Consider the following 20,890-nt stretch of genomic DNA (forward strand, 5'->3'; position numbering starts at 1 on the left):
CGCACGTCAACAGATAAGGGGAGTCACTAATCCAGGTGGCTCCCTCCCCCGGAGACGTGGCTCATTTTTTCCGGAGGCCTGGCTCTCAACTTTCCAGAACGGTGGCTCTCACGCGCCGGAATATTCACGAAAAACGCTTGTAGGTGTGGTGAAGGAGAATCAAGAGAAGCACGAGAAGGTTCAATATAACGACCACGACCCGCTGGATTATTACGGAAAGCTGATTCATGCAGGGGATACTGTCGGGTTAGGAACATTTGACGGCATCGTCAAGCAAATACGCGGAACGAAAGTGCTTGTTTACTGGAATCAAGCTAACTACCTTGTCGTAGGAAAAGGCGAGGAAGAAAAAACCGCCGCGGTGTTCGGAATTAAATGGTTGTCCGAGCAATGGGTTGAGGCTAAGACAGTTACGGTTTCTGGCTCATAATCATGATTAGCATATGAAGGACACTCAATTCTGAGTGTCCCTCAACCGTACCAGATCAATAAGGTTCAATAACAATGGTTTTAAAGAAGATGTCTAAACCCATTATATCAACTAAAGCTTCCCGAATACCCTCCTCCTCTTCACTACTTAAGCTGTCTTCGGTCCAAATGAGAAGGATATCCCCCTCAAATGTTACTGTGTGACTTTTAAAATAAGTATTCTTCACTCGATATTCAACCAGTTCAATGAGTGCCACAAATGCCTCAGCAACTATCGGATGTCCAAAACCAATAGCCGTATCGATTCGCTCCTTAGGATAAAGTAAATTAACACCCCTGACTTTAACATCGCGGCCACAAACCTCATAATCAAAAGCCAACATTTCTCCAACACTCCTCGTTTTGTTTTTTTGCTTAGCCATAAATTATTTCATATAGCTAAGAGCGCACATTTCCTAATTTCACTTCTGCTTTATCCTTGCATCCAAAGATTAACATGAAGAAATTTGGTGTATTTTTTTAGAGCCTCAAGAATTATTACAGTAAATCCAAATAGGGTTGTGTTGAAAGAATAAAATGAGGGTGTAATCGTTCAAATAGTTTAGCTCGATAACTGAAAAAATAATGAGGATTAACGGAGCATAACTGTACTTAATGCATCCTAACAAACAGTCTAATGAGTACAAATTGCCGGAGTGAAAAATCATTTTAAGCCTACTCTGCTTAGCCTGATGATTTGTGATGTTAAGTCATTTTCTGAACTCGCAATGTTAATTTACGTTCCTGATTCAACCCGCACATTATTCCAACGGATAGAAACAAAGGCGAGCCCAAGCATTAAAATATCCAAATAACAAAGACTAATGCCGATTAATGTCGATTAAATAGATTTAATGAACAGTACAGTAACCATAATGTAAGGGGGAAAATCTTTATGTATGATGATTACTATGATGAGATACTTACTGTCCAAGAGATGGCCGAATTGTTGAAAATCGGTATGAATACGGCATATAATTTGATTAACTCCGGAGAGATCGAATCGTTCAGGGTGGGTAAATCACATCGAATTCAACGCTCTGCCGTTACGGATTATATCATCAGCAAAAGGTCAAATCGCAATCAATAGACATTAACTTTTTTCATGAGCAATTCATTAACAACAATACGGAGGGTTAGAAATTGAATAGCATATCAGAAAAATCAAAGCAGTTCATTTATGAACTTTTCGGATTTCGCTTACAATTACAATCGGGAGTGTCTTATTCCTACGATAACCTTAGCAATGCCATTACTTTTGGAGAAGTAGCCAAGAAAATTTGTGACACATTGGACATTGATTCCACCTTGCTATTTAAGAATGCGATAAGAAGTGCATTCCAAAAACTAAGTGAAGAGGCAATCGATCTCTCAGAAGCGGAATTAACAATTGCCAGTAAATATGCAGAAGAAACGCTACTTGAAGATACAACATTCGAGGACGTCCTTACCCGTGGCTTTCTTTCTGATTCTCCACAGGAAAAACAAGACTTGATAAATACCTTTAAGATTTATTTTCGCAAAAAGAACGGAGATAGATTGTACGACGTTGAATCGAAAGGCGATGATACTCAATGGGAAATAGAAGAACGAAGAATTGAGAAGCTCGTGAACGAGGTATATGAAAAAAACAAAATTATCGTCGCTAAGGACCAAGCCTATTTAAAAAAGGGGACTGCTTTGACCCGATTTTATCTTGAAGCTTGTATCAACTATAAGAAGCCAATAAAGACTCCTGCTGGAAGAATTGTAATAGCTGATTTCAAGCCTTTAGTTGGTAACTTACAAGAGTATGGTCAAATCTTGAAAGAGGTTCTCGAAGATGAGCCCACTTCTGACCTACTGTACTTTGAGAAAGAGACTAACTTATTCTTTCTGATCAAAGCCTACTTTGATTTAAGAGAATTAGGAGAACTTGCAACGGACAAAAAATTCATTAAGTACTACTCGGCATTTTCCATAATCGGCGACATTGAACTGAGAAACTTGTTTTTAACAAGATATATTGAAGAGGCTAGACTAGAGAATAACTCATACTATAAATCCAACTTCACTTCACAAATTGGGCTATGCCGGATTTTTCAGATTCTGTACATATTTATTCCATTTCTCAGTGAATTTATTAAAGAGCAGGCAATCATTCATTTCAAAGCTCAACCCGAAAATGTAACTATCACTGACAGTAAGGAACTGGAGGAGTTCCTGAAGGTGAAGAAAAAATTATACTTGTATTATTTGGTTTCTGAGGGATGCAATAATAGTTCTGGAGAGATATGGCCAGTTTCTGATGTTTTAACACTCTCGGCATCCATAAGCAACAACAGTAGCACCCATTCATTGGAAAGCATCAACACATTTTTGGGCCTATACAAGGCAACATATGGACTACGGGCATCTCGAAGAAAGAATCAAATCGATTTCGCCCAAAAGATCATGTCTGATTTCGAACGCCTTAAGGTTTATGAACTACAAGATAAAACACAACTACTTGATATTGTCGCTCTAAATTCAGTCGATGCATTCTTAGCTCAGTTGGCTACGGGAACTGTAGTAGATGATGCCTTAGAAAATAAATACGATGATTTTGAGGGCTTTGAAGATGAAGAATTCTATAGATTGCAGGAAAAAGCAAGTAAGAGAAAGGAAAAGTCGAAACGAAAAAGTTCAATATAAAAACAATTTTATGATTTTTATAAATAAAGAGGAGCGGCGCATGAACACTCATGCGCCGCTCCTCTTTATTTATAAGGCCTCTACTGTGCAAAAATAGAAACTATCAATTTTAGAGCGTATTTTGGGTGCAACTATATTTAGAATGTAAGCCACAATACAAAAGGAGATGCAAAAATGAACCTCAATAGTCTTATGACCAGTCTGTCTGACAGAGAACAAGAATTGACTGCCAAACTGACAAAACCGAAAAACAATATCCAACTGTTAGCAAGTAATGGAGAGGAATCATGTGCAATTATTAACCAAACAATGCTTGACTCGTACAATCTCATTATCGGAATTATTCAAAATGATACAAGACTTTGTATTGGTCGATACGGTGAACAACCTTTTTCTTTCCCTGCCAATCAATCAATAAGTCCAACAAGAGTCTGGATTGATGATAGGGGACAAGGTGACTATATAATTCACTTCAACTGTTATAACCAACATTTTGAAATCTCTCACGATCAAGATTTTGAAAAATATAGACTACTCTACGGTGACGAAGAGATCAATATCAACTTAGTCATGATCGCACTGCTCCATTGTCCAAAGTTCGTTCAACTCTCAGTGTATGATGGTAGGTTAGCTCAGAGAAAGTCCAGTCATATCATTATCCCCTTAGGGATAGCGAGCGAAAATCTTAGAATCCTTGCTCACAGTATGTTGGATCAACATTTTCCTGCTCTTTCTCGCTATTTAGTTCAGTTAGGTGGCAGAGAGAATGAAACAGCAGGATAATCGCAGAGAGTTGACGCAAGACTACTTCGATGAGCATCGTATACAGCTTTATGAGCCAAACGACGAAACAGATGCTACTAACCGTTATAACTCAAGGCTTGTTATCCAAATTCCGAATTATTCATCCGACCAGTCGGATGATGAGTTGAACGACAATGCAGTTAGCGATTCTGCAACTAACCGTTATAACTCAAGGCTTGTTATCCAAATTCCGAATTATTCATCCGACCAGTCGGATGATGAGTTGAACGACGATGCAGTTAGCGATTCTGCAACTAACCGTTATAACTCAAGGCTTGTTATCCAAATTCCGAATTATTCATCCGACCAGTCGGATGATGAGTTGAACGACGATGCAGTTAGCGATTCTGCAACTAACCGTTATAACTCAAGGCTTGTTGTCCAAATTCCGAATTATTCATCCGACCAGTCGGATGATGAGTTGAACGACGATGCAGTTAGCACTTCTTCCAACCATAAAAACCAAAAGAAGAACGTTAACGAAAACCAGGAAGCAAAGATACCGATCGATGTCCATGCGAAGATCGCTTTGCTTGAAAAACGGGTAGTTCGATGTAGTGGTACAACAACGTTTCTCTACGAAGATGATTTTGGTTGTTTTGAGGAACAAACGGAAGCAAGTCTTTACGTGGCCATCCGAAAGTGTATGACCCCGGAGATGGACATGAAGCTCGGGAAACACAAGATGGCAGAAGTTGTCCACCGCATTGTTAGCGACCCAGAGCTTCAAGTTCCTTACACGGAGTTCGATAGCCACACTAATTTGATCAATTTGCGGAATGGCGTTTTCGATGTAAATCAGCAGAGATGCTATCCTCATAGTCCGGAATACTTGTTCACAAGTTATGTCGATGCCGATTACGGAGAGTCACCTTCTGGTATTCGGGTTTATCGCTCGAATCGAGACGGCACAGACCGAGGATATTATTTTAGACGATTTCTGGAAGATTGCACAGCCGGAGATCGTTTGAAAATGAAGTCTCTACAGCAATTAATGGGCTACATTATCAGCAATGAATGGCGGGCCAAGAAATTCTTCGTTCTGATAGGACTTCCCCACACCGGTAAGAGCGTATGGCTTTCGTTAATTCGTTCGTTAATTGGTCCCAAGCATACAACCGCCATGTCGTTAAAGCAACTGGGCGAGAATCGGTTTATGAGTGCCGAGCTATTCAAATCAAAGGTCAACATCAGTTCTGAAATGGATGAAAACGGAGCCATTAAAGGCACTGATATCATTAAGTCACTCACCGGGGGCGATCTTATAACCGGCGAAAAAAAGGGTAAAGACCCGTTCCATTTCTATGGAAAAACGAAGCTCGTTGCTTGTGGTAATCATATGCCTTTGCTTAGCAAGCTAGATGGAACAACCGCTTTCACTGACAGAATCCATTTTCTTGTGTTCTCCAATACCATCCCAGAAGATCGAAGGGATAAATCGTTACTGGACAAATTGATTGCGGAGAAGACGTACATTGTGGAATGGGCATTGGAAGGTCTGCGCGAGTTAATGGACAATAATCTGATCTTTACTGAAAGTAATGAGGCTCGTACTTTTAAAACGAGATACATTACGGAATTGAATAATGTATCAGAGTTTATTCGTGAACGATGCCTTGTCGATTTGGATAACGATGAGTGCAAGGTTCATCGCAAAGTTCTTTTCCCTGCTTACAAGCAATACTGTCAGGATAATGGCTACAAGTCACTTAGCAAGCGAGAGTTTTTTGTAGAAGTCTCAAAGCTTAACGTTTATGCCAACAAAATGAGGATCAACGGGTCTACCCCACTAGAGGGCTTTCGGGGAATTCGACTAAAAACAAAAGCCGAACTTGAATCTGTGCTTATTGAAATACAGTAGGTTTCATCGCTACATTGGCTACGGCATTAGAAATATCAAGTAACTGGGCGTATTAAGCCGTTCTTAGCGTAGCATGCTCTGTCTACTGCTTGGCTACATGCAGCTACAACCTTTATCAATCAATTATGACCGGGGGTACAACCATTGACGACTCGAAATTATAGAAATCAAGCAGTATCTGACGAAGCATACGCCAAAGAGATTAGCATAGAGGATTTTTATGAGCATGCGAATCGCAAGGAACATAAGCGAGATATGAAAAAGAAAAAGTATGCAAAGAAGTACGTCATCCAGCGACTGCTTCATTCGGATAAACGATAATCACCCAAACATCCAAAAGCGCACAAGTTATTCTCGTAATCTCAGTTATATATTATTTACCTGAATATATTTGGAGAGAGGTTTTAGCATGAAAGGGAGTCCGATAAACGACAGCCAGGTTTATTTTTCAGATGAAGCTCATCAGGAAAATTTCCAAAAGTGCATACAAAAATTTGCATGCCACTCGAAGGAGTATATCTCCACTTGTTATTTGGCCGCGCATCCGGAAATTCACAAATGTTTCGAGTTAGAACAACAAGAAAACGGACCATTCGACTGGTACTTCGATACCTTGGATAACGTTTCGTTCCAAGAGCATCGCTCGACAGGTTCAACAGGTCCATTGACCGGACAAACCACTGCACTTGTTCACTTGGCTCTCAATCTGTGGAACGGACGAGAATTTGATCTAGCAAGTGGGCTTTCAACATGGGACTCCGAGCTTTACACAGTCGCTCTTCAAGCGATCCATCTACGACGACATGGGAGGATTTCGATCCATGAACAAATCTGACTATCCGTTAATTTTACAAATCAAGAACGTGCAAGAAATTTTAGGTATCTCACGCTCGACAGCTTACGAAATTGCTAAAGCCCCCGATTTCCCGTTACTCGTTATCAACTGTAGAAAAGTCGTATACAGAGACGACTTTTTCAAATGGCTGGATTCCAAACGCGCCAATCCCAATGCGATATTAGCATAACGGCATCTTCTACGTAGAGATGGCTTTTGCCATCTCTACGCTTTTAAGAAAGGATGATCATTGTGAAAGGCTATTTTAGAAAGCGCGGCTGCAAATGCGCCGGCAAACGCTGTACTTGTGATGCGACCTGGTCATTTACCATCGACATTGGGTTCGATCCAATGAAGGGTAAACGAATCCAACGACAAGTGGGCGGGTTTAAGACTAAGAAGGAGGCTCAGGCTGCGTGTGCGGCGATGCAGACGGAGCTTATGGAAGGAACCTATACAGCGGAAAAGGAGATTCTATTCTCTACTTTAGTTGATGAATGGCTGAAACTTTATGAGACTACAGTTAAAATTAGTACCGTACGTGTTCGAAAGCACGAAGCGTCTCGACTGCTCGATTATTTTAAAAGTCATCAGGTGAAGGCCATTACCCGGAAAGCTTATCAATATGCTCTCCTAGACTTGTACGAGCGCGGCTTTGCGTTAAATACGATTGCTGGCGTTCACTCCACAGGGCGAATGCTTTTTACCAAAGCAATAGAATTAGAGATTATCAAAAACGATCCAACGCAATATGCAAAGTTGCCCCGCCCCCGGAAGACAGTTGAGGATATTGAAGCGGAAGAAAAAGAGGTGAAATACCTTGAGAAACATGAGTTAGCTAAGCTTCTTGAAACAGCACAAGAGAAGGGATTAACGAACGACTATATAATCTTCCTGACTCTTGCTTATAGTGGACTTCGAGTCGGTGAGCTATGTGCATTGAAGTGGAAGGATTTCGATTTTAAAGAACATACGCTATCCGTAACGAAGACCTATTACAATCCTACAAATCGAGCAACTGAGTATCATTTGCTGACACCTAAGACAAGCTCATCGAAACGAACCATCGAGCTAGACCCACTGGTATTTAAACAGCTAGAAAAGCTGAAAGCTCATCAAGATGAGCTTAAGATGCTCCATCGAGATGTTTATTACGATCAAGATTTTGTATTTGCCAAAACAGAGAAAGATATGGGCTATCCTGAGTTCATTAAAACGATTCAGAACCGTATGAGAAGGCTTCTGCGGCTCGCTGGCTTGAATGAAACATTAACCCCTCACTCATTGCGCCACACGCATACATCGTTGCTTGCTGAGGCTGGAGTCGGCATCCATGAGATTATGGAAAGATTGGGCCATCAGGACGATGAAATTACGAAGAGGGTGTATCTTCACATAACGAAATCAATGAAGAAAGAAGCATCACAAAAATTCAGTGATCTGATGAAAGGTGTTTAATAACAGAAGACACCGTAGAGCAATTTTCATCACTCTACGGTGTCTTATTTTTACACAATGTGGGCAAAATGTGGGCAATCACTGTTAACACGAGGAGAATCCCTTGCTACGCAAGGGATCAGCCCTCAGTTTACATCATGCCGCCCATACCGCCCATGCCGCCCATGTCCGGCATGCCGCCGCCGCCGGCTTTTTTGTCTTCCGGCTTGTCGGCGATGACCGCTTCGGTCGTCAGGAACATAGCCGCAACGGATGCCGCGTTCTGCAGCGCGGAGCGCGTTACTTTCGCCGGGTCGACGATACCCGCTTGGAACATGTTGACCCACTCGCCGGTAGCCGCGTTGTAGCCGATACCAGCCGCTTCTTTCTTCAAGCGCTCCACAATAACGGAGCCTTCTTGACCGGCGTTGCTGGCGATGATGCGCACCGGCTCTTCCAGGGAGCGCAGCACGATGTTGACGCCCGTTTGCTCGTCACCGGATGCCGCTACGGCCGAGACTGCGCCGTACACGTTCACAAGCGCCGTACCGCCGCCGGAAACGATGCCTTCTTCAACCGCGGCACGAGTCGAGTTCAGCGCGTCTTCGATGCGCAGCTTGCGCTCTTTCAGCTCGGTTTCGGTAGCCGCGCCGACTTTGATAACCGCTACGCCGCCGGCCAGTTTCGCCAGACGCTCTTGCAGCTTCTCTTTGTCGAAGTCGGAAGTCGTTTCTTCGAGTTGGGCACGGATTTGCGTAATGCGTGCGCCGATATCCTTCTTGTCGCCGGAACCGTCGACAACGATCGTGTTCTCTTTGGTAACGCGAACTTGGCGGGCACGGCCCAGTTGTTCGATTTTGGTCGATTTCAGGTCGAGGCCGAGCTCTTCGGTGATGACTTGACCGCCGGTAAGAGCGGCGATGTCGCCCAGCATCGCTTTGCGGCGGTCGCCGAAGCCAGGAGCTTTGACCGCAACGCAAGTGAAGGTGCCGCGCAGCTTGTTGACGATCAGGGTAGCTTGAGCTTCGCCTTCCACGTCTTCCGCGATGATCAACAGAGGGCGGCCTTGTTGGACGACTTTCTCGAGCACAGGCAGGATTTCCTGGATGTTCGAGATCTTCTTATCGGTAATCAAAATGTACGGATCGTCAAGAACCGCGATCATTTTGTCGGTGTCGGTGATCATGTACGGCGAGATGTAACCGCGGTCGAACTGCATGCCTTCAACGACTTCCAGTTCGGTGGCGAAGCCTTTCGACTCTTCGACGGTGATAACGCCGTCGTTGCCGACTTTCTCCATTGCTTCCGCGATCAGTTGGCCCACTTCTTCGTCGGCTGCCGAAATGGCGGCAACTTGGGCGATCGATTGTTTGCCTTCGATCGGTTTGGCGATTTTGGCCAGCTCTTCGACAGCGGCTTTAACGGCTTTCTCGATGCCTTTGCGGATAACCATCGGGTTGGCGCCGGCAGTCACGTTCTTCAGGCCTTCGCGAATCATCGCTTGCGCCAGAACGGTAGCCGTCGTTGTACCGTCGCCGGCAACGTCGTTCGTTTTGGTTGCTACTTCTTTAACGAGCTGGGCACCCATGTTCTCGAACGCGTCTTCCAGTTCGATTTCTTTGGCGATCGTCACGCCGTCGTTCGTAATCAGCGGGCTGCCGAATTTTTTCTCCAGGACGACGTTGCGGCCTTTCGGTCCAAGCGTCACTTTCACCGCATTCGCCAAAGCGTCTACACCGCGAAGCATTGCGCGGCGCGCGTCTTCGCTGAATTTGATTTCTTTTGCCATGATCGGTTACCTCCCGTTATTTGAATGGTTATCGGTTAAAGCTTACAGAATCGCCAAAATGTCGCTTTCGCGCATAATCAGCAGCTCTTTGCCTTCGAATTTCACTTCTGTGCCTGCATATTTGGAGAAAAGTACGCGGTCGCCAACGCTGACTTCAAGCGGAGTGCGAACGCCGTCTTTGAGTTGTCCCGCGCCTACTGCCAGCACTTTGCCTTCCTGCGGCTTCTCTTTCGCCGTGTCGGGCAGCACGATGCCGCTTGCCGTCGTTTCTTCTTTCGCTACAGCTTCGATTACTACGCGATCACCTAACGGTTTGATCATGGAAAAACTTCCTCCTTTTGAAATAGGTTTCCGCAACCCGGTGCTATGTATTGTTAGCACTCGGGTCTGGTTAGTGCTAACAACCTCTTTTATGATAATAATTTTGCACCGATTTTGCAAGTGGTTTTGGGTGCCATTTGCGAAAATTTGAAAAAACAAAAAACGCCCGGAGCGACTTGTCGGCCGCATGCCGGACGATGGAGCGGCGAAACCGCTCGAATGGACTCATTTGGCCCCGTATTCCTCTTCCCACGCCTGATCGCGAACCAACTGCTTGCGATGCACGTACGACGCAAAAGCGATGCTGGCTTCGTACAGCACGACCAGCGGCGCCATCACGATCAAGGCCGACATCACATCGGGCGGCGTGACGATTGCGCTGATGACCATCAGGATAAAATAAGCGAAGCGGCGGAATTTGCGCAGCCGTTTGGGCGTAAGCAACCGGATGGCCGTCAGAAACATGACGACGACAGGCAATTCGAACAGCAGCGAAATCGGAATAAGAATATTGAACATGAACGTAAAATACTGCGAAATCCCGTACGTCTCCTCCAAATGGAGCCGGTCGCTCATCTGTCCCGTGAACAGCAGCGCCATGCGGAACACGACAAAATAGGAAAACGCCAGTCCGATCAGAAACAGCAGCACGGCCAGCGGAATGTATTTGATCGTGGCGCGCTGCTCGATAGGCCTCAGGCCAGGCTTCACGAAGGACCAGAGCTGATATAGCGTGAACGGCAGCGTAACGATCAAAGCGATCACGAATGAAAATTGCATGTAAATACGCACCGAGTCCCAGGGCGACAAAGCGTGCAGCGTCAGCTTGTCGGCGGGCGGCGTGCTCTTGATGTAGTTAATCAGCGGATCGGCCAGAAAAAAACCGGCGATCATGGTAACCACCAGTACCGCCAGCACCCACATGATCCGCTTGCGCAGCTCCGTCAAATGTTCGACGAGCGACATGTCATCGGCGTTCTTCATTTCAATCCGGGAGCCTGCGGGATTCGGCCGGTTTCTTCTCGGCAGCCGGCGTCGCTTCGATATCGTGAACTTCCTTTACTTCCTTGCGCGCCTGAGGGCGGTCGTCTTCGTCGTTGTCCCCCAGTATTTCGTTGGTCCCTTTCTTGAACTCGCGCAGCGTCTTGCCGAACGCGCGGCCAAGCTCGGGCAGCTTCGTCGGGCCGAACAACAGCAATGCCGCAATCACAAGAATCACGAGCGTTGCAGGTCCAATGCTTCCCAATAACATCTCGGCTCACTCCTTCCGTTAGCTCTAGAGGTAGTTCAAAAAGTCGGCTTTTGATTACGAAGTTCGGGCAGGAAGCATATTCGGCATCGAATCTTGCGTTCACCTTCGAAGTCCGTTGCTCATTTAGGTTTTGCCTAAACTCCGCTACTCCTTCTTCAGGTTCTCGCAACCTTCTCGGTACTGAAAAGCCAACTTTTTGAACACGCACTTCTAGCATACAGGCGGATCAGCAGTGATGCAAGCCGCCGTAGCCAAGTGCTGTAATTTCGTGCCGTTCGATCCGCTCGCCGGCGCAAACGCGCGGCAGCAGCACGTCGAACGAGGTATACGGATCGTGCATGACGCAGCCCGGCAGCCCCATAATCGGGATATCGCCGATATAAGCCATCATCAGCATCGAGCCCGGCAGCATCGGCGTGCCGTAGCTGACAATGCGCGCTCCCGCCTGTTTGATCGCGCCCGGCGTACGATCGTCCGGGTCGACCGACATGCCGCCGGTGACCAGGATCAAGTCCGCTTGCCGCTCGAGAAAATAGCGGATTTCGCCGACGATCGCGTCGCTTTCGTCCGGGGCAAACCGCTGCTCGATCACTTCCGAGCCGAAGTTTGCCACCTTCTCGCGCACGATCGGGCCGAACTTGTCGGTAATGCGGCCTTTGAACACTTCGCTGCCGGTCGTCACCACGCCAACCTTGAGCGGGCGGAACGGTTTGACGCCAATCGGCGCGGCTCCCCGCTTGCTCGCGGCCTCTTCCACGCGGCGCACGATATCTTCTTCAACGACCAGCGGGATGACCCGGGTCGACGCCAGCGTTTGCCGCTCGTCGACGACCGTCCGATCGAGCACGGTGGAGAACACAACGTGTTCGATCGCGTTAACCTCGTCGACGAAGCTTCGGTCGACGACGGCAAGGCCGCGCGTTGCGGCGCGCAGGCTTACTTTGCCTTCGTGCGGCTCGGTAAACGTCAGCCGGTCGCCGGCGGCCGCCCGGGCCATCCGCTCGGCGGCATCGTCTTCGTGCAGGTAGCCCGGCTGCAGCGCCAATGTATAAATATGCTCCTTGCCGATGCTGAGCAGCGCCGGAATATCCGTCTCGCTGACGACATGCCCTTTCTTGAACAGCCTGCCCTTGAACTCGCCGGGAACAATTTGCGTCAAGTCGTGGGCAAGCCGCATGCCGATCGCCTCTTCGACTTTCACTTCGCGCAGCATCGGCTCCGGTTTCATCACTTGTGGTCCCCTTCCCTGCCGGTCAGGATGCCCAGCGCATGCGGCAGCACGCCGAGGATGACGGCCAAATTCTCATGCACGCCTTTCGGGCTGCCCGGCAGGTTGATGATCAGCGTGCGGCCGCGAATGCCGGCCACCGCCCGGGAGAGCATCGCATGCGGCGTTTTCAGCATCGACTTGGCCCGCATCGCTTCCACGAAGCCCGGAGCCAGCCGGTCGACCACCTGCAGCGTCGCTTCCGGCGTTACGTCCCGCGCGGCAAGCCCGGTTCCCCCCGTAGTCAGAATCAGATCGGCCTGGTAATATTCCGTCATCTCGATCAAAGCGGCCTTGATTTCGTTCATCTCGTCCGCAACGATCCGGTATTCGACGATTTCGCCGTTCATGTCCTCTTCGACCAGTTCGCGAATGACCTGGGCGCTCGTATCTTCCCGCTCGCCGCGCGAGCCGCGGTCGCTGGCCGTCAAGATCGCCACTTTCCAACGCATGTGCATGCACCTCTTTTCCGTTACTGGATGGCGTTACGTAGCGTTCCCCGTCGCCCCGTCTTCGCCGCCGCGAACATAGTCGCCGCTTTTGCCGCCGGACTTCGTGAGCAATCGCGTCGGGCCGATCTCCATCTCCTTCTCCGCGGCCTTGCACATGTCATACACCGTCAGCGCCGCGGCGGATACGGCGGTGAGCGCCTCCATCTCGACGCCGGTCGGTCCCGTCGTGCGAACCGTCGCTTCGATGCGCAAGGTGTCGCTGCCGTTGTCGGAGAACCGAATGTCGACGCCGCGAAGCGCCAGCGGGTGGCACATCGGGATCCAGGCCGACGTTTGTTTGGCCGCCATGATGCCGGCCACTTGCGCCACGGCCAGTACATCGCCTTTGGCGATGCCTCCCGACCGGATCAGCGCAAGCGTTGACGGCTTCATTCGAACGGCCGTTTCCGCCGTTGCCGTACGGTGGGTCATCTCCTTGCCCGTAATATCGACCATCCGGGCGCGGCCTTCTTCATTAAAATGGGTCAACTGCGGATCGCCGGTCGCCATCGTTTCCTCCCCATATATGCTCTTATCGTAACGATTCGCGCGGGATCCGTGTGTGTCGAAATCATGACTTTTGCGGATAAATGCCGTCTTCCGTCGCAATCGCATGCATCGGCCGATCGTGCGGCTCGGTCGGCACCTCTTCGACAAGCTGCAGCTCGTAGGCCGCAGCCAGCAAATATGGCGACACGTTCGCCGCGGCGAGCCGCTCCAGCAGCCGGTCGTAATAGCCGCCGCCGTAGCCGAGCCTGCCGCCGTGACTGTCGAAAGCGACGCCCGGCACGATGATGCAGGCAAGCGCCGCATCGGGCAGCGGCTCGCACGCCGGCAGCGGCTCGGCGATGCCGTAGGCGCCCGGCGCGACGTCGCCCCAACCGCGGACGAGCCGCAGCTCGAGCCGGCGGCTCCGCTGCTCCGCGACAGGCAGCGCGACGGGCACGCCGCGGCGCCAGCACCATGCGAGCGCGTCCGCGACGTCGGCTTCGCCGCCGAACGCCGCGTAAGCGAGCACGGCGCCGCCGTTGCCCAGGCCGAGCGCTTCGAGCCGGCCGACGATGTGCCGGCATATGCGCCGCGACCGATCCGCCCGCTCCTCCGCGCTCAGCGCTTCCCGCGCTTCTTTCATGCGCCGCCGCAGCGCCTGTTTGCTTTCGTTGCCGCTCATAACTGCCGCTGCCTTCCACGCCTGACGTTAGCTGTATTTTACCATAACAACGGACGAGACGGAATGTCTTCGCCGCGGATGGCGGAGCCGGATGCCATGTTCACCACATCAGCTCGGCGATCACCGGATGGTGGTCGGACGCCAGCGAATGCTGTACCCAAATTTTCGCCTTGCGCAGCGGCATGTTGACGAAAATATGGTCGATTTCGCCGCCCTTGTGATACGTCGTCGTCTGCTTCCGCGGCAGCTTCAACTTTCGCCAGCCGTTCATCAGCTTCGCCATCGACTCGTCGTCCGCTTCCATATTGAAATCGCCCAGCACGATCGCCGGCGTTTCCAAACGGTCCATCCGATCGCGAAGATGAGGCAGCTGCATCAGCCGCTCGATCTCCTGCACGCCGAGATGCGTGTTCAGCACGTCGACCGTCGCATTGGCCGCGCCGGCCAGCAGCTTGACGCAAAGCGCGCTGCGCCGCTCGCGGATGCCGGGCAAATAATCGACTTGTTTCGACTCCGGCGGCCGTTTGCTCAAGATCACATTGCCATATTGCAACCACCCGAAATTGATGCTGGGCGAAAAACTGACGTGCATGCCAAGCAGGTTGGCAAGAATCGCTGCCTGATCCTGAAACCCGCTGCGCGAAAAATGGCGATCCACTTCCTGCAGCGCGGCCACATCTACCTTCGCTTTGGCGATTTCCGCCGCGATGCGGCGCAGGTTCGTTTTGTTGTCCAGGCCTTTGCCATGCCGGATGTTGTATGTCATAATGCGCAGTTTTGTCCATTGTTTCATGCGATCACCATCTTTTTTGCATACGCCGATTCTTGATAACCGTGTCGGGAAGCGTTTCGATACAGGCTGTTGCTTCGAAAAGGAGCTTTTCTTATGGTAGCGAAATTATCCCCCACCTGGCAAGTGAAAGCGGAAAGTCTCTTTCCACCGATTGTGTACCGAGACCTTCTTTGGCCGATGTGTTAAAATAAAAGGTGGGCGACCGCCTTCGTGTCGCGGCAACAGATCGAGAGGAGAATTGGGCATCCATGCTGCTTCAGGCATCAAACATCAGCAAAAGCTACGGGGTTCGCACCGTGCTTTCCAATATTACGCTGCAAATTCAGGAACGGGAAAAAGTAGGGCTCGTCGGCGTCAACGGCGCAGGCAAATCGACATTTCTCCAAATTATTTCCGGGGAAATGTCGTATGATGGCGGCGATATTTTTAAGGCGAAGGAAACGAAGATCGGGTATCTGGCCCAGAACAGCGGCCTGCAGTCGAACGATACGATCATCGGCGAAATGCGCGGCGTGTTCGCACACTTGCTGGCGGCGGAACGCGAGCTGCGCGAGCTCGAAGAGGCGATGGCTTCTCCCGACATCCAGGCCGACGCCAAAAAGTACGACGACACGCTGCACAAATATGCCATACGTTCCGAGTGGTTCCGCGAACACGGCGGGTACGAGATGGAGTCGCGGATCCGCACCATTTTGTCCGGGATGGGGTTCGGCAGCTTCGACCCGCAGACGCGCATCGGCACGCTGAGCGGCGGGCAGAAGACGCGGCTGGCGCTCGCCAAGATGCTGCTCCAGCAACCCGACCTGCTGCTGCTCGACGAACCGACGAACCATCTCGATATCGCCACCCTGTCGTGGCTGGAAGATTATTTGCGCGCTTACCCGGGCGCCATTCTCGTTGTTTCGCATGACCGCTATTTTCTCGATGCGCTGGTGGATACGATTTACGAAATCGAACGCCATACGTCCAAGCGATACGCGGGAAACTATACGCGCTACGTGGAAACGAAGGCGGCCGAGTATGAGTCGCGCATGAAGCAGTACGAAAAGCAGCAGGACGAAATCGCACGGATGGAAGATTTCATCCAGCGCAACCTTGTGCGCGCTTCAACGACCAAACGGGCGCAAAGCCGGCGCAAGGCGCTGGACAAGCTCGATCGCATCGACAAGCCGCTCGGCGACTTGAAACGGGCGTCGTTCCGCTTCGAAATTGAACAAATGACAGGCAAGGACGTGCTGGCTGCCGACCGCATCGGCGTGTCGTTCGACGGCTTGCGCTTCTTGTTCCGCGACGCGTCGTTCCAGCTGAGCCGGGGCGAAACGGCCGCGCTGATCGGGCCGAACGGCATCGGCAAGTCGACGCTGCTGAAGGTATTGATCGGCCAGCTCTCTCCGACCGAAGGCGGCTTCAAATGGGGCGCCAACGTGCGCATCGGCTATTACGATCAGGAGCAGACGAATCTGAATTCGGCCAATAGCGTGCTGGACGAAGTATGGAACGCTTTCCCGCATCTGGAGGAAGCGCGCATCCGCACTGTGCTCGGCAATTTTCTGTTCAGCGGCGAAGACGTGTTCAAGAAGATCGCCGCCCTGAGCGGGGGCGAAAAGGCGCGCGTCGCGCTGGCCAAGCTGATGCTGCAAAACGCCAACGTGCTGATTCTCGACGAACCGACGAACCATCTCGACCTGTACAGCAAGGAAGTGCTGGAAGCTTCGCTGATCGATTACGAAGGCACGCTGCTGTTTATTTCGCATGACCGTTACTTTCTTAATAAAATGGCGGAGCGCGTGCTCGAACAGTCCGCGGACGGCATCGTCTCCTATCTGGGCAATTACGACGACTACAAGGAGAAGCTGGCCGAGCTGGAGGCGGCGCGCGCGGCGGCAGCGGCGGAGCGCAAGCCGGCGGCGGCGCAATCGGCCGACAAGCCGAACGACTACGAATCGGACAAACAGTCGAAGCGCGAGGAGCGCAGCCGCCAGCGCAAGCTGGAGCAGCTCGAGCAGGACATTCATCGCCTGGAAAGCGAGGTCGGCGATTTGGAGGCGCAGCTGGCCCAGCCGGACGTCTTCAACGACTACGTGCTCGTGCAGCAAAAAAACGCCGCCATCGAAGAACGAAAGGCGGCGCTGGAGCAAATGTACGGCGAGTGGGAAACGCTGCTGGCATAAGTCGGCCCTGTACACAGCTTTATCCACAGCCATTTTGTCGATTTTTGTCCGGTATCGGCGGAAATGGGGGAGGTGTCGCGGATTTATCCACATTATCCACAGCAGGCTGTGAAAAACCTACCCCCATTTCACACCTTTCCCAGAGCCGCTATCCACGCTGTTTCTACCGCTTATTCACAGTATTCACATGCTATGTGGATAACTATGTCCACATCCTCCGGTCCGCCTTTTCGATCGCGCTCGCGCCGCCTTCGGCCCAGCGTCCTTCCGCCTTGGCTTCGCGAGCCGCCTGGTTGCAGGCGGCCATGTACGCATGCGCCACCGCGATCAGGATGTCCTCGTCCATCGCATTGCCGACATAGGAGCGGCCGAACGCTTCCACCGTCACTTCCGCCTCTCCGCCTGCCGCTTCGCCTGTCGATATCGAATGCAGCTCCAGATCGACGAACTCTACCGGGAAGCCGATCCCTTGCTTGATGCAGCCGATCAGCGCTTCGATCGGGCCGCGGCCGATGGCCGAATACGTGGCATTGGCACCCGTTGCGCCGTTCTTCACCGTAGCGGAGGCGACGCGGCTGCGCTCGCTGCTCGTGACGACCTGCACGTCGACGAGCGAATACGTTTCCGTCGCCACGTTGACCGTCGTGCCTACCAGGCGGATCAGTTCGTCGTCGGTGACGATTTTTTGCCCGTCGGCTTTTTCCTTGAACCGGACGTACAGCTCTTCCATCTGCGCGTCGTCGACCTTGAAGCCGAGCTGCTCCACCCGGTGCCGGATCGCATGGCGGCCGGAGTGTTTGCCGAGAATAATCATTTTGCGCGGGATGCCCATCTGCTCCGGATCCATAATTTCGTAGGTATTGCGGTTCTTCAGCAAACCGTCCTGGTGAATGCCGGATTCGTGCTGGAAGGCATTGCGGCCGACGACCGGCTTGTTGAACGAAATCGGCATGTGCATCGCCCGGCTGACCATACGCGAGCTGGCGTAAATTTCTTCCGGCCGGATGCCGGTTTCCATGTTCAACGACGCCTTGCGCGTGTCGATCACCATCGCCAGCTCCTCCAGCGAGCAGTTGCCGGCTCGTTCGCCGACGCCGTTGATCGTCACTTCCACCTGCGTCGCCCCGTTCTGGACGGCCGCCAGACTGTTCGCTACCGCCAGCCCCAGATCGTTGTGGCAGTGCGTGCTGAACTCGACTTTGTCGGCGCCTCGCGCTTGCTGGCGCACCCGGGCGAACAGCTGCCCGTATTCGTGAGGCAGCGCATAACCCATCGTGTCGGGCATGTTGATGATCGTCGCCCCTTCGGCGATCACCGCCTCCACCAGCTGCATCACGAACTCTTCGCCGGAGCGCGAGGCGTCCATCAGCGAAAATTCCAGCCGGTCGACAAACTGCCGTCCGTACGACACCATGCTGCGCGCCATCTCGATCACCTGCTCGCGCGACTTGCGCAATTGGAAGTCGAGATGAATGTCCGACGAGGAAATGAACAGGTGCAGCCGGCGTTTCGCCGCATCCTGCGTCGCCTGCACCGCGGCGTCGATATCGCCTTTGATCGCGCGGGCGAAGCCGCATATTTCCACCGACTGCACAAGCCGGGAAATTTGCCGCACCGCTTCGAATTCGCCGGGGCTCGACACCGGGAAGCCCGGCTCCATCACGTCGACGCCCAGCTTCTCCAATTGCAGCGCGATGCGAATCTTGTCTTCCAAATTGAGCGTGCCGCCGGGCGCCTGTTCGCCGTCGCGCAGCGTCGTATCGAATATGTGGATTTTTTTCGTTTCGATTTTAGTATCGATGTTCGTTTCGATGTTCATTTCGTTTCCCTCCAAAAGGATTGTTTTTAGACGAAAAAAGCCCGCCGTCTCGCGCCGGACAACAAGCCCCTTTTCGCTGCTGCGAAAAGGCAAGCTTGTTGCCGGCAAGAGACGACAGGCTGTAGCTGCCGCGGTACCACTCTTGTTGATGCGCCGTACGGTCGCATCCGCTCGTGACGGCACGAAGTAGTGCCGCCGACCCGATATCGGGGGTAAGCCGTCATGGCGTAGGGCGCACCCGGTTCGAACCTCTGCGCAGGTGAGCGCACCTTTCCGCCTTGCCGCTCCCGGGCGAGATTCGCTCCCGTTGCCGTCTGCGTCGCACCGTCCCGCAGCTCTCTGATCGGCCCCTGTTCGCTACTGCTCCCGTTCATCGCGTTTGCCTTTTGCCTCGTCAATGGTTCATGACGTCAATCGTTCCTGCCGCCAAGGAAAAACAAAAAGACCTGCCGTCTCCATCAAGAGACGACAGGCCGTAGCCTTCGCGGTACCACTCTTGTTGATCCATGCGCCGCCTTCCGGTCGAACCGGACGTGAGGCATGAATCCACCTTGTTGGCGACACGTATGCCGCCTACCCGATATCGGGGGTAAACCGTTAAGCCGTACTGGTCAATCGGCAAACCATCAGGCCGCCAACTGCGTTCCGCCTTACCGCTCCCGGGCGAGTTCGGCCGCTTCCCCGGCTGCGTTGCACCAACCCGCAGCTCTCTGTACGAAGGATCGCATCCTACTATTCCCGTTCCCAGCGTTCCACTAATGGGATTGCTGCTCATTATAGTACGCCGGTCGGCGGCTGTCAATGCGCGCGGCGGAAATTTTTTTGAGGTCTGCGACGGCGCGCCCTGCCTACTCCTTGATCGAACCGAGCATCACCCCTTTCACGAAATACCGTTGCAGGAACGGATACAGCAGCAGGATCGGCAGCGTCGCCACAACGATTGTGGCGTATTTGATCGTTTCTTGGATCAGGCCTTTGTCGTAGTCGCTGAACGAGGACGTCATCGATTCCGTGCTGGTCGTAATTAAAATTTCCTGCAAAATGAGCTGCAGCGGATATAGGCTGCGTTCGCGCAAATAAATCATCGCGTCGAGGTAGGAATTCCAGTGGGCCACGCCGTAGAACAGCGTCATGACCGCCATGATCGGCAGCGACACCGGAATGAAGACGCGCAGCAGAATCGTAAAATCGTTCGCCCCGTCGATGCGCGCCGACTCTTCGAGCGCAGCCGGAATATGCTGGAACGACGTGCGCATAATGAGCAGGTTCCACGTGCTGATCGCGGACGGAACGATCATGACGAGCGGCGAATCGAACAGGTGAAGATTGCGGATGTTCAGATAAGTCGGGATGAGGCCGCCGGAAAAAAACATCGTAAACACGATGGCAAACATCACTTTGTTCGCCAGCAGCACGCCGCGCCGCGACAAGGCGTACGCGGCAAACGACGTCATGGCCAGGTTGAGCGCGGTGCCGGCCACCACGTAAAGCAGCGTGTTGCGGTAGCCGCTCGCGATCGCCGGATTGTGCAGCACGAGCCGGTACGATTCCAGGCTGAAGCCGGCCGGACCGGCAAGCAGCCCGCGATGCCGGACCAGCTCGGACGGTTCGCTGAACGAAGCGAAGACGACATATAGAAACGGGTACAACGTGACGGCCACCAGCGCGATCATCAGCAGCGCATTAACGGCGTCGAACGCCCTTCCCCCGGACTTGGCCAACACGTTCATCGGCGCGG

General features: G+C 51.8%; 21 protein-coding genes and 1 other annotated feature. Of the genes, 9 read left to right on the plus strand and 12 right to left on the minus strand.

Going from position 1 to position 20,890, the window contains the following annotated elements; all coding sequences use genetic code 11:
* Positions 1-430 (plus strand): hypothetical protein (locus EXY20_RS39170; RefSeq protein ID WP_167859510.1); only part of this gene is annotated, 430 nt, incomplete at its 5' end.
* Positions 431-485: 55 nt separating this feature from the next.
* Here the strand turns inward: EXY20_RS39170 and EXY20_RS25100 are convergent.
* On the minus strand, positions 486-812 hold the full coding sequence (locus EXY20_RS25100; RefSeq protein ID WP_135554876.1) for a hypothetical protein: 327 nt from the start codon (positions 810-812) through the stop codon (positions 486-488).
* 551 nt (positions 813-1,363) lie between these two features.
* Here EXY20_RS25100 and EXY20_RS25105 point away from each other — a divergent pair.
* The 7 genes from EXY20_RS25105 (at position 1,364) to EXY20_RS25135 (ending at position 8,099) form a co-directional block, all read left to right on the plus strand.
* Positions 1,364-1,558, plus strand: a complete 195-nt coding sequence (locus tag EXY20_RS25105; protein WP_135554877.1) for a helix-turn-helix domain-containing protein — start codon at positions 1,364-1,366, stop codon at positions 1,556-1,558.
* A 53-nt stretch (positions 1,559-1,611) separates the two neighbouring features.
* A complete protein-coding gene (locus EXY20_RS25110) occupies positions 1,612-3,141 on the plus strand; it encodes a hypothetical protein (RefSeq protein WP_135554878.1) in 1,530 nt (509 codons plus the stop codon).
* A 174-nt stretch (positions 3,142-3,315) separates the two neighbouring features.
* On the plus strand, positions 3,316-3,924 hold the full coding sequence (locus tag EXY20_RS25115) for a hypothetical protein (RefSeq protein ID WP_135554879.1): 609 nt from the start codon (positions 3,316-3,318) through the stop codon (positions 3,922-3,924).
* A complete protein-coding gene (locus tag EXY20_RS25120) occupies positions 3,908-5,806 on the plus strand; it encodes a DNA primase family protein (RefSeq protein WP_135554880.1) in 1,899 nt (632 codons plus the stop codon). The genes EXY20_RS25115 and EXY20_RS25120 overlap by 17 nt, the downstream gene beginning before the upstream one ends.
* Before the next feature lie 409 nt (positions 5,807-6,215).
* On the plus strand, positions 6,216-6,641 hold the full coding sequence (locus tag EXY20_RS25125; RefSeq protein ID WP_135554881.1) for a DUF6075 family protein: 426 nt from the start codon (positions 6,216-6,218) through the stop codon (positions 6,639-6,641).
* Positions 6,628-6,831, plus strand: a complete 204-nt coding sequence (locus EXY20_RS25130; protein ID WP_135554882.1) for a helix-turn-helix transcriptional regulator — start codon at positions 6,628-6,630, stop codon at positions 6,829-6,831. The genes EXY20_RS25125 and EXY20_RS25130 overlap by 14 nt, the downstream gene beginning before the upstream one ends.
* Positions 6,832-6,893: 62 nt before the next feature.
* Positions 6,894-8,099: a site-specific integrase gene (locus tag EXY20_RS25135; protein WP_235886190.1), complete on the plus strand. Its 1,206-nt coding sequence runs from the start codon at positions 6,894-6,896 to the stop codon at positions 8,097-8,099.
* 130 nt (positions 8,100-8,229) lie between these two features.
* On the opposite strand, the gene groL is transcribed toward EXY20_RS25135, so the two are convergent.
* From groL to EXY20_RS25180, 9 genes are all read right to left on the minus strand, one after another.
* A complete protein-coding gene (gene groL / locus EXY20_RS25140) occupies positions 8,230-9,867 on the minus strand; it encodes a chaperonin GroEL (protein WP_135554884.1) in 1,638 nt (545 codons plus the stop codon).
* Positions 9,868-9,909: 42 nt separating this feature from the next.
* The gene (gene groES, locus EXY20_RS25145; protein ID WP_135554885.1) at positions 9,910-10,188 is read right to left on the minus strand and encodes a co-chaperone GroES; all 279 of its coding nucleotides are present in this window, start codon (positions 10,186-10,188) and stop codon (positions 9,910-9,912) included.
* 225 nt (positions 10,189-10,413) lie between these two features.
* Positions 10,414-11,172, minus strand: a complete 759-nt coding sequence (gene tatC, locus EXY20_RS25150) for a twin-arginine translocase subunit TatC (RefSeq protein ID WP_135554886.1) — start codon at positions 11,170-11,172, stop codon at positions 10,414-10,416.
* Position 11,173: 1 nt separating this feature from the next.
* Complete coding sequence (locus EXY20_RS25155) at positions 11,174-11,440, minus strand: twin-arginine translocase TatA/TatE family subunit (protein ID WP_135554887.1); 267 nt, start codon at positions 11,438-11,440, stop codon at positions 11,174-11,176.
* Positions 11,441-11,666: 226 nt separating this feature from the next.
* A complete protein-coding gene (locus tag EXY20_RS25160) occupies positions 11,667-12,668 on the minus strand; it encodes a molybdopterin-binding protein (RefSeq protein WP_135554888.1) in 1,002 nt (333 codons plus the stop codon).
* Complete coding sequence (locus tag EXY20_RS25165) at positions 12,668-13,159, minus strand: MogA/MoaB family molybdenum cofactor biosynthesis protein (RefSeq protein ID WP_135554889.1); 492 nt, start codon at positions 13,157-13,159, stop codon at positions 12,668-12,670. Before EXY20_RS25165 ends, EXY20_RS25160 begins: the two co-directional genes overlap by 1 nt.
* A 33-nt stretch (positions 13,160-13,192) precedes the next feature.
* Positions 13,193-13,708, minus strand: a complete 516-nt coding sequence (gene moaC, locus EXY20_RS25170; protein WP_135554890.1) for a cyclic pyranopterin monophosphate synthase MoaC — start codon at positions 13,706-13,708, stop codon at positions 13,193-13,195.
* Positions 13,709-13,769: 61 nt separating this feature from the next.
* Complete coding sequence (locus EXY20_RS25175) at positions 13,770-14,369, minus strand: 5-formyltetrahydrofolate cyclo-ligase (protein ID WP_135554891.1); 600 nt, start codon at positions 14,367-14,369, stop codon at positions 13,770-13,772.
* Between the two features lie 100 nt (positions 14,370-14,469).
* Complete coding sequence (locus tag EXY20_RS25180) at positions 14,470-15,162, minus strand: endonuclease/exonuclease/phosphatase family protein (protein WP_135554892.1); 693 nt, start codon at positions 15,160-15,162, stop codon at positions 14,470-14,472.
* 248 nt (positions 15,163-15,410) lie between these two features.
* Here EXY20_RS25180 and EXY20_RS25185 point away from each other — a divergent pair, with 248 nt between their 5' ends.
* Complete coding sequence (locus EXY20_RS25185; RefSeq protein WP_135554893.1) at positions 15,411-17,333, plus strand: ABC-F family ATP-binding cassette domain-containing protein; 1,923 nt, start codon at positions 15,411-15,413, stop codon at positions 17,331-17,333.
* Between the two features lie 202 nt (positions 17,334-17,535).
* On the opposite strand, the gene EXY20_RS25190 is transcribed toward EXY20_RS25185, so the two are convergent.
* Positions 17,536-19,152 carry a 2-isopropylmalate synthase gene (locus tag EXY20_RS25190; RefSeq protein WP_135554894.1) on the minus strand — a complete coding sequence of 539 codons (1,617 nt, stop codon included), beginning with the start codon at positions 19,150-19,152 and terminating at the stop codon, positions 17,536-17,538.
* 458 nt (positions 19,153-19,610) lie between these two features.
* Positions 19,611-19,907 (minus strand) — a binding site (T-box leader).
* Between the two features lie 93 nt (positions 19,908-20,000).
* Positions 20,001-20,882, minus strand: coding sequence for a carbohydrate ABC transporter permease (locus tag EXY20_RS25195; protein WP_135554895.1), 882 nt, complete (start codon positions 20,880-20,882; stop codon positions 20,001-20,003).
* Between the last annotated feature and the right edge of the window lie 8 nt (positions 20,883-20,890).

The organism is Paenibacillus cymbidii, assembly GCF_004764705.1.
Lineage (GTDB): Bacteria > Bacillota > Bacilli > Paenibacillales > NBRC-103111 > Paenibacillus_AN > Paenibacillus_AN cymbidii.